The organism is Flavobacterium sp. UBA6135 (assembly GCF_002428305.1).
Classification (GTDB): domain Bacteria; phylum Bacteroidota; class Bacteroidia; order Flavobacteriales; family Flavobacteriaceae; genus Flavobacterium.
The window spans coordinates 1-13,173 of sequence record NZ_DIVJ01000048.1; the positions used below are offsets into that span (position 1 = coordinate 1).

Below are 13,173 nucleotides of genomic sequence, written 5' to 3' on the forward strand. Positions count from 1 at the left end.
AATTTCTTTGATGTAGTTTTCTGCAGTTTGTTTCTTTGGTGTTTTCATAATAATTCAAATTTAAGGATTTTGAAAACACTCTCTTAGTTTTTGTCTAAATCAATACACTTTTTGCTGACGATTTACAGGCTCCACACAAATTTTCACCTTATCGTTTAAAAACAAAGTAGGAATGTCACCCACTACCTTCATACACCAACTCCGGAAATCAGATGAAATTGTAAAGGAATAAAGTTGCTACATCCCAAATTTAATAACATGAGCTTTTTCCGCGTCAGTCAAAGTCACGGCAAATAACGTATTTGAACGTATTAAGCTATAGAACTCGCAGCTCATCAAAGGTAATCTCAAAAAAATGTAGCAAATTGCACAAGTAAGAAACCCTAATTTTAGTAACGTTTACTAAGTTTCACAAAAAAAACTTTCCATTTTTCTTTCCCTTTCTGATTCGCTTCTGAAAAGAAACCAATCCAACCCCCCACATTTGCACCATAACACGAAATAAACAAGTTATGGTCACCCTCCTATTCCCATCCCGCAACCAATTCAACCTCCTAAACAATTTTACCCGCCCCTGTCATGCTGAACTCGTTTCAGCATCCACCCTTAAACAATTAACCCCTTAACCGATTAAACAACCTCAGAACCTTAGCACCTTAGTACCTCAGCACCTCAAAACTCCTCAAACATGACCCCATCTCTCCTTCTCACCGCATTCATCAAAAAAGCACAAACCGATAAAACCCTAAAAACATCGCACATAAGCCTATACATAGCCATCATCAAATGCTGGGAAGAAAACAACCAAATAAACCCGGTAAGCATCTCCCGAAGCGAACTAATGAAAATGAGTAAAATAAACGCCAAAGCCACCTACCACAAATGCATCAAAGAACTACACAACCTCAGCTACATTCTATACCAACCCTCCTACCATCCCCTTAAAAAAAGTCAAATCACCATAATCCATATCCCAAAAACTCCACACCCTCTCAGGCCAAACATTTCGCAACACCCCCCTTAAACACATAAACCTTTTAAACTTTTAAACAATTGTAAACCTCAGCAAGTCAAAACCTCAGAACCTTAGCAGCTCAGTCCCTCAGCACCTCCAAAAAAAAAAATGAAAAAACCCCTCTCACCAATCCAGCTCCTAAAAATCAAATCCTTCTGGAAATGGTTTGCCCAAAACGAAATGCAAATCATCAAAGCATACGTAAGTGCTACCGATGAAAAAAGCATATTGAAAACCCTAGATCGCAAACTCGCCTATGTATCCAAAAGAATTGGATTCTTTTTTGAAGTACAAAACGCAAATCCCGTGCGTTTAAAACTTACCATCTCATCAAAGGGATATAGCAAACTATTCCCAAAAATAGAAGCCCTAGTAGAACACGCTCCAAAATTAGAATTGTGGCTATTCGAAGCACTCGTAAAACCACACAGCGACATAAATAAATTCAAATTGGGTCTGGACTATAATATTACATATAAAGGCGTACCACTCAAAATCAGCAAACTCTATTTTTCAATAGAAGAGGTAAATTACATTCGGAAAGAATTAAAAATTAGGGTATACTTGTATAACTATGATGATTGCTCTGATAATCCATATGTGTTCGAGGCAATAGAATTGTGCATCTTAGATATAATTGGAGAAATATATTATCGAAAAAATATAGCAGCTTTCCAAGTCGCTCAGTTACCACAAAACCCAAAAAAACTGATTCCTTTTTATGAACTTTTAGAAAATGTAGAATACATAAGAAATATCAACAAAAGAACAAACAAAACAATCTAGAATATTTCCTTAAGCAAATACCACCCGCAAAAACCTATTCATCGCTGAATAAGTTTTTTTATGTAAAAAAAAACTAAGACGCTATACCTAACTCGTACCTTCCCCTAAAAAATAGTAGCCAAAATAATTCGTTAAAATCGGCGTTCCAATACGCTAAACTCAGTATCTCAGAAACTTTAAATCACGAATTTTCTTATAACTATTTTCATTTGGTAACTCTATAGCAATCCCATAGTAATCCCATAGTAAAGCCATGGAGAAGCCATGAATGTTAAAGCTTTTAATAGTAGGTTATTTCTCATCAAGAAAAACAAAAAAAAGCAACGTTATATTCTGCCTCACCGCAACCAATTAACCGCTAAACCAAATCAAATCTTGCCCCTTGCCTATTGCCTTTTGCCTTTTGCCTTTTGTCAAAAAAAAACCCCGCTATAAAAATAACGAGGTTAAATATAGTAGTATAATGGTTTTAATCAGGCGTACCCACTAATCCCGTAGCATCAGACAAAAGCTTTAGCTTAACAGCTACTCCTTTATCATCCAACATTGTCATTTGAAAAGAATCTTTACTGGCCATAGCATACGAAATCAAACCGGTAAACTTGTTATAAGAGATATTAAGCTCTTTTAAGTTCTTTAATTTCTCAATTTCAAAAGGCACTTGCCCAATGAAATTATTTTCAAACAAACTCAAGTTTTCAAGTTGCTTTAAATTCTCAATTTCATAACTCAAACGTCCTGAAAAGTTGTTGCTGCTCAACATCAACACTTTTAATTGCGTTAATTCATAAAGTCCCTTTGGTAATTCACCTTCTAGACTATTGTTAAACAACGAAAGGTTTTCTAACTTTTTCAATTGACCAATTTCAGAAGGAATAGATCCGGTTAGATTGTTCATATACAACTCCATACTTTCCAAATGCGTAAGCTTAGCAATACTGCTTGGTAAAGTTCCCGTTAATTTATTGAAAGAAATATTCAAATGTTTTAATGAAGTTAAATTCCCTATAGATGAAGGAAGGCTACCACTAATATCGTTTCTGAATAAATGTAGCGTTTCAAGAGAAGTGAGTTGAGTCAAAGCTTCCGGAAATTGTCCGCTGATATTATTATTAGGCAAAGAAATACCAACAACCCTATTGTTTTTTACGGTAACCCCATAAAAATTCTCTACAGGTCCTGAAATGTTCCAAGTGGTTTTCCAGTGCTTTCCATTTGTGGCTTCATAAAATTTTATAAGTGCCTCTTTTTCTATTGACGATACTTCAGCCATTGCCGAAAAAGCAATAAAACTTAACAAAAGTGATGTAATTTTTCTCATAAGTATAGTAGATTTGGGTTCAAATACAGTGTAAATATATAAAACAAAATCGTTTAAATACAAATTTAATCGACAAAATGCGTTAATTTTGATTTTTAAGTGTTTTTTTTCTTACAATAATAAGTGTAGTTTATCAATTTAATTATCGCCAAGCAATAAACCGTTAAAAGTGTTAAATAAAAACTAAGTAGAAAAGGTATTAGAAGATTAAAAATTAAATTTGACACACAATATACCAAACAAATCCAGCAAAACTTTACTTCTTAATGAAAATAAAACACGTACTCATTTGGTTAGTAGTTATAGGGCTACTAGCTCTAATCATTTTCAGAATTTTTTCAAATAAAGAAAAAAACGAAAGCTCAAAAGGAAATGGCCAAATGCCAAAATCAGTAGCAAAAGTAAATGGGATGGTGATCACTCCTCAAAATTTTGCCAATGAACTAACTTTATCAGGTTCGATTGAAGCAAATGAACAAATTGAAGTAAGAAGTGAAGTATCAGGAGTTGTACAAGGTATCTATTTCAACGAAGGCCAAATGGTTTCCAAAGGACAGCAATTGGTAAAAGTAAACGACCTGGAACTGAGAGCTCAACTATCGCAAGCCAAAACCAAACAAGCCCTTGCAGCGGAAAACGAACGAAGAGCTAAATTGTTGCTTCAAAAAGAAGCCATCAGTCAAGAAGAATTTGATATGGCCTCTGCCGAATTACAATCGGCTCAAGCACAAACCCAATTAATTCAGGCTCAAATTGCCAAAACGTCAATAGTGGCTCCCTTTTCAGGAAAAATTGGATTGCGTTCCATTTCACCGGGAACCTATGTTTCTCCAACAAATCTAATCGCTATTTTAGTAAACACCACACAAGTGAAACTAACTTTTTCAGTTCCCGAAAAATATGCCGGTTTGATAAAAATCAACACTCCTATTTCATTTACAACCGCCAATTCTAAAGAAACACACACCGCCAAAATTTATGCTTTAGAGCCTGCAATAGAACAAACAACCCGCACCATGCAAATTAGAGCTGTTGCAGAGAATAAAGAAGGAATGTTGATTCCGGGAACTTATGCCAACATTGTTTTACCACTAGAGGCTATCAATGACGCTATTTTAATTCCAACAGAAGCGATTATTCCAATTCAAAACGGAAAAAAAGTATTCATTTCTGAAAAAGGATTGGCCAAAGAAGTAATTATCGAAACATCGAATCGAACGGAGAAAGAAATTTTAGTTACCTCAGGGTTAAAAGTGGGTGATACGGTGATCACCTCCGGAATTATGGCCATTCGAAATGGGGCTCCTTTAAACATCAATTTGTCTAAAAACTAAATCGAATGAGTTTATCCACTATAAGTATCAAGCGACCGGTTTTAACAATTGTGATGAATCTAATGATCATCCTCTTTGGAATCATTGGATACACCTACTTGGGTGTTCGTGAATTTCCATCCATAGACCCGGCACAAATCACAGTGCAAACCAATTATACAGGAGCTAATGCTGATATTATAGAATCCCAAATCACAGAACCTCTAGAAAAAGCAATCAATTCAATTGATGGTATTCGAAACATTTCATCAACCAGTGCTCAAGGAACAAGTGTGATTTCTATTGAATTTAATCTGGGTAAAAATTTAGAAGAAGCGGCTAATGATGTTCGAGATAAAGTTTCACAAGCCGTTAGAAGCTTACCTCAGGATATTACCGCTCCACCAGTAGTTTCTAAAGCAGATGCCAACTCTGACCCTATTCTTACCATGACCATGAAAAGTGAGAATAAAAACGTTTTGGAATTAACCGATTATGCTGAAAATGTAATTTTACAACGACTACAAACCATTCCGGGGGTGAGTAGTGTGCAAATTTGGGGGCAACGAAAATATGCCATGCGATTGTGGATTGACCCGGTAAAACTTTCCGCTTATGGTTGTACAGCATCCGATGTTTTAAATGCATTAAACAAACAAAATGTAGAGTTACCCTCAGGTAAATTAACAGGAGACAACACAGAACTAACAGTAAAAACACTAGGAAATCTTTCAACAGAAGAAGATTTTAATAATATTATTGTAAAATCAGAAGGCGAAAAAATTGTACGTTTATCTGATGTTGCTAAAGCGAGTTTGGAAGCCGAAAATTTAGAAACCCGATTGAGTGATTCCGGACAAACTATGATTGGATTGGCCATTACGCCACAACCGGGAACAAACTATCTGGACATTTCGGAAGAATTTTATAAGCAATATGAAATTCTTAAAAAGGATTTACCACAAGATTTTGAACTTAATGTAGCCATTGACACTACCATTTTTATAAAAAAAGCCATTCTGGAAGTAGCAGAAACTTTATTAATTGCATTACTACTTGTTACATTAGTAATCTATTTTTTCTTTAGAGATTGGGCCATCGCATTTCGTCCTTTAATTGATATTCCGGTTTCTTTGATTGCCACCTTTTTTATCATGTATGTTTGCGGATTTTCCATTAATGTATTAACACTTTTGGCAATTGTATTGGCAACCGGGTTGGTGGTTGATGACGGGATTGTCGTCACAGAAAACATTTTCAAAAAAGTAGAAGAAGGCATGTCGCCCATTGAAGCCGCCATAAAAGGCACCAATGAAATCTTTTTTGCCATCATTTCAATTTCCGTAACACTTGCCGCTGTGTTTTTGCCCATTATCTTTTTAGAAGGCTTTGTGGGAAGACTGTTTCGCGAATTTGGTATTGTCATTGGAGCAGCCGTTTTAATATCCGCCTTTGTTTCACTGACATTAACACCAATGCTAAATGCTTATTTAATGAAAGGCGGCAAACAAAAAAGGTCTAAATTTTATGAAATGACAGAACCATTTTTTGTTAATCTGAATAAAGGTTATGCCAACTCACTAGGTAAATTTATGTCAAGAAAGTGGTTAAGTTTTCCTATTTTGATTGCTTGTTTGGGGCTTTCCTATCTTTTTTATTCCATACTTCAAAAAGAAACAGCACCTTATGATGACAGAAGTATGGTTTTGGTCAATGTTACTGGCCAAGAAGGTGCCACATATGATTATATGGACCGATTCATGCAGGATTTATCACAGTTAATAACCGATTCTATTCCTGAAAAAAAAGTAAGTTTGATTGTAACCTCACCGGGCTTTGGTGTGGGAGCAGTAAATCGTGGATTTGCACGATTATCACTAATTGACCCCGAAGAAAGAGACGCTTCACAAAAAGACATTGCAAACAAACTAACACAATGGACACGCGGTTTTAATGATGCAAAAACGGCAGTTTCAGAACAACCAACCATATCTGTGAATAGACGAGGTGGACTGCCTATACAATTTATTATTCAAGCCAAAAACTTTGAAAAGTTAGAAGAAAAAATTCCTGAATTTATGGAAGAAGTTTCTCAAGACCCCACTTTTTCAATTTCTGATGTTAATTTAAAGTTCAACAAGCCTGAAATTTATGTAACCATTGATCGTGAAAAAGCTGAATCAATGGGTGTTTCTGTTTTGGATGTTGCCCAAACGCTACAACTCTCTTTGAGCGGACAACGTTTTGGCTACTTTATTATGAATGGAAAACAATATCAAGTGATTGGACAGTTTGATAGAAAAGACCGCTCTCAACCTCTTGATTTAACATCCATTTATGTGCGGTCTTCAGGTGGTCAACTCATTCAATTGGACAATGTGGTAACTGTTGAGGAGCAAAGTAGTCCGCCACAATTATTTCACAATAACCGTTATATGTCGGCTACCGTTTCTGCCGGTTTGGCTCCCGGAAAAAGTATTGGCGATGGCATTGAATCCATGGAACGCATAAAAGACAAAGTTTTAGATGAAACATTTACAACCGATTTAGGAGGTGAGTCTCGTGATTTTGCAGAAAGTAGCTCCAACACCATGTTTGCTTTTGGATTGGCATTATTATTAATTTTCTTGATTCTAGCCGGTCAGTTTGAAAGTTTTATTGACCCGTTAATTATCATATTAACGGTTCCAATGGCAGTAGCAGGAGCGTTGTTTTCGCTATGGTTATTTGGTCAAACATGGAATATTTTTAGTCAAATTGGCACCGTAATGCTAATCGGTTTAGTAACTAAAAACGGAATCCTGATTGTAGAATTTGCCAACCAACTTCGAGAACAAGGCAAATCAAAATATGATGCCGTTATGGAAGCGGCAGAGTCCAGATTGCGTCCCATTTTAATGACAAGTTTGACCTTAGCTTTAGGAGCCATGCCAATTGCTGTTTCCATTGGAGCTGCTTCAAAAAGCAGAATGGGAATGGGTATTGTAATTGTTGGCGGAACCATATTTTCGTTAATCTTAACTTTATATGTTATTCCCGCTGTATATTTAATGTGGTCTCGCGAGAAAAAACTCAAAAAAGAACTCGAACTATTAGACCAATATGACAAAGAGTCAATTTAACTACATGAAAAATATTCAATATATCGTTATCTTTTTTGGAATTACCTTTGGCCTCAAAGGTCAAAATCTACTTTCATTGGAAGAGGCGATTTCAAAAACATTAGAAAATAATTTTGATATTCGAATCGCCCGAAATGAATTAAAAATTGATGAAACAAATGTAACCGTTGGAAATGCCGGAATGCTACCTCGAGTTAACGGGATTATTACTAACAACAATACCATTTTAAATATTGATCAAACTTTTGCAAACGGAAATGAAGTTGAAATTGATGGTGCTAAAAACTTGAACATCAATTATGGAATTGGTTTGGAATGGACACTTTTTGACGGTTTTAGGATGTTTGCCCGACACAATCAACTAAAAGAAATTCAAAAATTAGGCGAAACCGAATTAAAAGTTTCTATTCTATCAAAAGTAAGTCAAGTATATGAAACTTATTTTCAACTGGTAAATCAACAACAACTTTTAAAAAATATTGACAGTATTATAGCTGTTTCAGAATTTCGGTTGAAAACTGCCCAAAACCGATTTACTATCGGAAAAGCATCAAAACTAGAAGTTTTAAATGCAGAAGTAGATTATAATGCTGATGTTTCAACCAAAATTCAACTCAATGAACAATATGCCATTTCTAAAGTGCTTTTGAATGAATTATTGGTGCAACCAGCTGAAACCGATTTTGTAGTTGTTGAAATCATTTTAATTGATGAGTCTTTAAAATTAAATGACTTATTAACCGCCGCAAAAGAACAAAACCCGGAACTCCAAATTCAGTTTATCAACAAGAAGATTCAAGAGTATGAATTGAAACAAATCAAAGCCAATAGATATCCTACTTTTAATTTAACAACAGGGTATAATTTGGTTAGATCACAAACTCCATTTGGATTCGTAACCGAATCAACAGGACGAAATTTCAACTACGGATTTGTAGCATCTTTGAATTTATTTGACGGTTTCAATCAAAATAGAAACGAGAAAACATCAAAACTTCAATTGGAAAATACGCAACTTCAAATTGAAAAACAAAGTCAGGCTATTCAAACCCAATTGAACACGCTATACCAAAGTTATCTTTCCAATTTGGCCTTATTGACTATAGAACAAAAAAACGAAAAAATTGCCAAACAAAATTTAGACATTACACTTGATAAATATAAAATTGGTACAATCTCTCCTGTAGAATTCAGAACCGCCCAAGTTAATTATGCCAATGCCGTAATTCGATTAGCTAACGCAGAATTAAATGCAAAGCAAACAGAAATTAATCTGAAAGCAGTTGCAGGAAGTTTAAACCTATAACCGAAAACTTTTTATTTCCTAAAAACACAAGTTATTTATTTTTTGCTACTTTTGATAGACTAACCAATAACTAATTAACTTTATGGAAATGAATTTTATAGCAATTCTTGTTGCTGCCTCAACCACATTGGTGGTCGGTTCAATTTGGTACAGCCCTATTTTATTCGGAAATGCTTGGATGAAAGAAACGGGACTTACAGAAGAAGATTTGAAAAAAGGAAGCATGCTGAAAATTTTCGGCTTAACTTATGTTTTTTCAGTATTCTTTGCCTTGATTTTTCAAGTGTTGTGCATTCATCAATTTGGCCCTTTAGGAATGATTGGCGGACCTGAATTTATTGATGCTGCAAAACCTTCCTATGCCGCTTTTATGGCTGATTATGGGGATGCTTTCAGAACATTCAAACACGGAGCTCTTCACGGATTCATGTCCGGATTGTTTCTAGCCTTCCCTTTGATAGCAATCAACGGATTATTTGAAAGAAAATCTTGGAAATACATCTTTATCCATACCGGTTACTGGTTGGTAACCATGACCATCATGGGAGCCATTCTTTGCGGATGGGTATAATTACAATTGGTCTATTTCTGTAGCCAAAGTAAAGTCTTTATCCGTTAAACCGCCACTATCATGTGTGGTCAAACGGATGGAGACTTTGTTATAGACATTGGTCCATTCCGGATGATGGTTTTGCTTTTCTGCAAGCAATCCTACTTGAACCATAAATGCTAATGCTTCAGAAAAACTTTTAAATGTAAATGCCTTAAAAATCCCGTCGTCTTTAAACTGCCATTTTTTTAACGATTCCAATTTTGATTTAGCAGTAGCTTCTGTATACGTTTTCATATTTTTTTTATTTATATAAAGTTAAATAATAATTGTAATTAAGTAACATACTTTAACTTTATTGGCTTAAATCACAAACTTTACTATTCCTTTGGAAAACAACTATTCCTTTAAAATTTATACCTCTACACAAGAATTAAATGGCCAATGGGATGTGATTGCAAAGTCAAATATCTTTCTGTCCAAAGCATATCTCGAAATTTTGGAAGAGGCAGCTCCTATCAATATGACTTGTTTTTTTATTGGTTTTTTTGAAAAGGAAAATCTGGTAGGAATCGCTATCGCTCAATTTTTAAATCTAAATAAGTTAGAATCGTTTGGAGAAAGAGAACGATGCATTAAAACGGCCGTTAGAAATTTTATATTCAAAAACTTTTGTTCGCATGTTTTATTCTTAGGAAATAATATGCTTAGCGGTCAGAATGCTTTTGTTTTTGACAAACATTTGGCTGCAAAAAAAGGAACACACTTACTTTATCAAGCTTCAGAAGAAATAAAAAAAATACTAAAAAAGAAAGGCACAAAAGTACATATCACCACCTTTAAAGATTTTGAAGAAGAAGAAATCAACGATTTTACATCGCCTCATTTCAAACAATTGTATCAGTTTACCATACAACCTAACATGGTTTTTACGGCAGACCCAAACTGGCACTCTTTTGAGGATTACATCGCTTCACTCTCAAAAAAGTACCGCGACCAATACAAACGTTGTCGAAAAAAAGCGGAAGGTATTCACAAACAAAAGATGAATCTGGAAGAAATAATCGCTAATGAAGATACCATTTATAATTTGTATCACCATGTGGCTCAAAACGCCCCTTTTAACACCTTCTTTCTATCAAAACATCATTTCAGAACAATGAAAGAAAAACTAAAAGACCAGTTTTTATTTTATGGTTATTTTGAAAACGGCAACTTAATTGGATTCAATACATTAATTAAGAATGGCACTCAAATGGACACCTATTTTTTGGGCTATGATGAAAAAGTGCAACGCGAAAAAATGTTGTATTTAAACATGCTTTATGACATGATTGCCTATTCAATCAACAAAGGTTTTGCTGCAATAATTTTTGCTCGAACAGCTCTGGAAATCAAAAGTTCTGTTGGGGCAAAACCAATAGAAATGTTTGGTTTTATTCAACATGCCAACGCAATGATAAACAAAAAAATGGAACGCTTATTTTGTTATTTAGAACCTAAAACGGAATGGAAAGAACGCAATCCGTTTAAGTAGTTGCGGGTTTAAAAGTTGCAGGTTGCGGGTTTTTGCCACAAAGAAAGAAAGGCACTAAGCTTGTGAAAACTTTAAACTTAAAACCTGAAACTTCTTTTTACCACTAAACCCTTAGCCCGGATTGAAGTGGAAAGCCTTTTGCCGGATTGTTGTATTTTTTCTTGCTGAAAAAGAGCGACCGGAGGAAGCTCCTTTTTTAGCTTAGAAAAAAACAATAAGAAAAAAAAGCTTGTAACGGAAAGCCGGATTAGCTACAAATTATCAATGTCGCCTTGAACAACTTCCCAATCTTCAAGAAGTTGATCCAATTCTTTCTTTTTCTTGTTATAAGCAACAAAAAAATTGGCATCTTCAATATGTTTGTCATAATTGGAAGCTAAAGCTTTATCATCGTTTTGAATGTCAATTTCCAATTGTTTGATTTGACTTTCAATTTTGCTCAAACGGTTTTGAAGGGATTTGCTTTTCTTTTGATCTTCATAGGAAACCGATTTGTTTTCTTTGGTGTTGGAATTGACAACTACGTCTTTTTTCTCAATTTCACGCATGTTCATGGCGTTGCGTTGTTCTAAGAAGAAATTAATATCCCCTAAATATTCTCTGATTTTTTGGTCTTTAAATTCATAAACCACATTGGCCATGCCTTGCAAAAAATCCCTGTCGTGAGAAACTAAAAGCAAGGTTCCTTCAAACTTATTTAATGCGGCTTTCAATACGTTTTTAGACTTAATATCTAAGTGATTGGTGGGCTCATCCATCAATAAAACATTAATGGGCTGCAATAGAAGTTTACACAAAGCCAATCGATTTCGTTCACCTCCCGAAAGTACTTTTACTTTCTTTTCTACATCATCACCACGAAACAAAAACGAACCCAACATGTCTCTGACTTTAGAGCGATTACTGTCTGTTGCGGCATTAACCATGGTCTCCAACAAAGTAATTTCGCCATCTAAATATTCGGCTTGATTTTGAGCAAAATAGCCCAATTGCACATTGTGACCTAACTTGATACTTCCTTCATAAGGAAATTCATTAACAATGGCTTTGATAAACGTAGATTTCCCTTGTCCGTTTTGACCCACAAAAGCAATTTTGCTACCGCGTTCCACCAACAAGGAAATGTCTTTTAAAATCGTTTTATCGCCATAAGCTTTGGTAACATGTTCGGCTTCAATAACCACTCTTCCCGGAGTCACAGAAACAGGAAAAGAAATATTCATTACCGAATTGTCATCTTCATCAACTTCAATCCGTTCTACTTTATCTAATTTCTTGATAAGCGATTGAGCCATAGAGGCTTTGGAAGCTTTTGCCCGAAACTTTTCAATCAACTTTTCAGTTTCTTCAATTTTTTTAGCTTGGTTTTTTTGGGTGGCCAATTGCTTTTCGCGAATTTCCTCACGCAAGACTAAATACTGTGAATAGGGCTTATTATAGTCATAGGCTTTACCTAAGGAGATTTCAATGGTTCGGTTAGTAACGTTGTCTAAAAACATTGTATCGTGCGATACAATCACCACAACGCCCGGAAAGTTTCTAAGAAAACTCTCCAACCAAATAATACTTTCAATATCCAAGTGGTTGGTTGGCTCATCCAACAACAAAATGTCATTGGATTGCAATAACAATTTAGCCAATTCAATACGCATTCGCCATCCGCCGGAAAAAGTATCGGTAGCGTTATTAAAATCTTCTCTTTTGAAACCTAAACCTAATAAGATTTTTTCGGTATCACCCACATAATTATAGCCCCCTAAAACTTCATAATGATGGGTTACATCACTCAATTCATCTATCAATTCAGAATAAATCTGGCTTTCATAATCAGTTCGTGTAGCCAGTTGATGGTTGATTTCATCAATTCTTCGTTCTGTTTTTTTAATGTCTTCAAAAGCTTGGTAGGCTTCTTCTAAAACAGTTCTTCCCTGCTCAAAATCAATATCCTGACGAAGAAAGCCCATCCTTACTTCCTTTTCGGTAGCAATACTTCCGGAATCGGGTTTAAAATCGCCGGCTAAAATTTTTAGCATCGTTGATTTACCGGCACCATTTTTACCTACCAATCCCACTCTGTCACCTGAACCTAATCGAAAGGTTACTTCTTCAAATAAAAATGTTCCGCCAAAGGAAACCGATAAATTGTGTATGTTTAGCATAATTTTGTTACAAATGTTACATTGGATAACTTATGAAAAAGATACCTTTGTATAAAATTTTTGC

At 35.1% G+C, this 13,173-nt stretch carries 10 protein-coding genes; 7 read left to right on the forward strand and 3 right to left on the reverse strand.

All coding sequences use genetic code 11. The features are described from left to right. Positions 1 to 688: 688 nt before the first annotated feature. On the forward strand, positions 689 to 1,024 hold the full coding sequence (locus B3L86_RS11560) for a hypothetical protein (RefSeq protein ID WP_291119232.1): 336 nt from the start codon (positions 689 to 691) through the stop codon (positions 1,022 to 1,024). 99 nt (positions 1,025 to 1,123) lie between these two features. Then, positions 1,124 to 1,801 carry a hypothetical protein gene (locus B3L86_RS11565; RefSeq protein WP_291119236.1) on the forward strand — a complete coding sequence of 226 codons (678 nt, stop codon included), beginning with the start codon at positions 1,124 to 1,126 and terminating at the stop codon, positions 1,799 to 1,801. 469 nt (positions 1,802 to 2,270) lie between these two features. Here the strand turns inward: B3L86_RS11565 and B3L86_RS11570 are convergent, their stop codons facing one another. After that, positions 2,271 to 3,122 (reverse strand): leucine-rich repeat domain-containing protein, encoded by an 852-nt coding sequence (locus B3L86_RS11570; RefSeq protein ID WP_291119239.1) that lies wholly within the window; start codon positions 3,120 to 3,122, stop codon positions 2,271 to 2,273. Positions 3,123 to 3,388: 266 nt separating this feature from the next. Between B3L86_RS11570 and B3L86_RS11575 the strand changes: the two genes are divergently transcribed. The 4 genes from B3L86_RS11575 to B3L86_RS11590 all read left to right on the forward strand — a co-directional run bounded on the left by B3L86_RS11575 (position 3,389) and on the right by B3L86_RS11590 (position 9,434). Next, positions 3,389 to 4,456 carry an efflux RND transporter periplasmic adaptor subunit gene (locus tag B3L86_RS11575; RefSeq protein ID WP_291119242.1) on the forward strand — a complete coding sequence of 356 codons (1,068 nt, stop codon included), beginning with the start codon at positions 3,389 to 3,391 and terminating at the stop codon, positions 4,454 to 4,456. A gap of 5 nt (positions 4,457 to 4,461) precedes the next feature. Next, positions 4,462 to 7,557 carry an efflux RND transporter permease subunit gene (locus tag B3L86_RS11580; RefSeq protein WP_291119245.1) on the forward strand — a complete coding sequence of 1,032 codons (3,096 nt, stop codon included), beginning with the start codon at positions 4,462 to 4,464 and terminating at the stop codon, positions 7,555 to 7,557. Between the two features lie 4 nt (positions 7,558 to 7,561). Beyond that, on the forward strand, positions 7,562 to 8,863 hold the full coding sequence (locus B3L86_RS11585) for a TolC family protein (RefSeq protein WP_291119248.1): 1,302 nt from the start codon (positions 7,562 to 7,564) through the stop codon (positions 8,861 to 8,863). Between the two features lie 88 nt (positions 8,864 to 8,951). Next, the gene (locus tag B3L86_RS11590) at positions 8,952 to 9,434 is read left to right on the forward strand and encodes a DUF1761 domain-containing protein (RefSeq protein WP_349679492.1); all 483 of its coding nucleotides are present in this window, start codon (positions 8,952 to 8,954) and stop codon (positions 9,432 to 9,434) included. On the opposite strand, the gene B3L86_RS11595 is transcribed toward B3L86_RS11590, so the two are convergent. Next, positions 9,435 to 9,710 (reverse strand): 4a-hydroxytetrahydrobiopterin dehydratase, encoded by a 276-nt coding sequence (locus B3L86_RS11595; protein ID WP_291119252.1) that lies wholly within the window; start codon positions 9,708 to 9,710, stop codon positions 9,435 to 9,437. A 91-nt stretch (positions 9,711 to 9,801) separates the two neighbouring features. Here B3L86_RS11595 and B3L86_RS11600 point away from each other — a divergent pair, with 91 nt between their 5' ends. Continuing rightward, positions 9,802 to 10,950 (forward strand): peptidogalycan biosysnthesis protein, encoded by a 1,149-nt coding sequence (locus B3L86_RS11600; protein ID WP_291119254.1) that lies wholly within the window; start codon positions 9,802 to 9,804, stop codon positions 10,948 to 10,950. Positions 10,951 to 11,201: 251 nt separating this feature from the next. On the opposite strand, the gene B3L86_RS11605 is transcribed toward B3L86_RS11600, so the two are convergent. After that, the gene (locus tag B3L86_RS11605) at positions 11,202 to 13,109 is read right to left on the reverse strand and encodes an ABC-F family ATP-binding cassette domain-containing protein (protein WP_291119257.1); all 1,908 of its coding nucleotides are present in this window, start codon (positions 13,107 to 13,109) and stop codon (positions 11,202 to 11,204) included. Between the last annotated feature and the right edge of the window lie 64 nt (positions 13,110 to 13,173).

What these genes read in the sequence shown, in the direction of transcription:
- B3L86_RS11585 (WP_291119248.1), top strand. Translation starts at nt 7,562, where the DNA reads ATGAAAAATATTCAATATATCGTTATCTTTTTTGGAATTACCTTTGGC.
- B3L86_RS11605 (WP_291119257.1), bottom strand. Translation starts at nt 13,109, where the DNA reads ATGCTAAACATACACAATTTATCGGTTTCCTTTGGCGGAACATTTTTA.
- B3L86_RS11595 (WP_291119252.1), bottom strand. Translation starts at nt 9,710, where the DNA reads ATGAAAACGTATACAGAAGCTACTGCTAAATCAAAATTGGAATCGTTA.
- B3L86_RS11590 (WP_349679492.1), top strand. Translation starts at nt 8,952, where the DNA reads ATGAATTTTATAGCAATTCTTGTTGCTGCCTCAACCACATTGGTGGTC.
- B3L86_RS11560 (WP_291119232.1), top strand. Translation starts at nt 689, where the DNA reads ATGACCCCATCTCTCCTTCTCACCGCATTCATCAAAAAAGCACAAACC.
- B3L86_RS11580 (WP_291119245.1), top strand. Translation starts at nt 4,462, where the DNA reads ATGAGTTTATCCACTATAAGTATCAAGCGACCGGTTTTAACAATTGTG.
- B3L86_RS11570 (WP_291119239.1), bottom strand. Translation starts at nt 3,122, where the DNA reads ATGAGAAAAATTACATCACTTTTGTTAAGTTTTATTGCTTTTTCGGCA.
- B3L86_RS11565 (WP_291119236.1), top strand. Translation starts at nt 1,124, where the DNA reads ATGAAAAAACCCCTCTCACCAATCCAGCTCCTAAAAATCAAATCCTTC.
- B3L86_RS11575 (WP_291119242.1), top strand. Translation starts at nt 3,389, where the DNA reads ATGAAAATAAAACACGTACTCATTTGGTTAGTAGTTATAGGGCTACTA.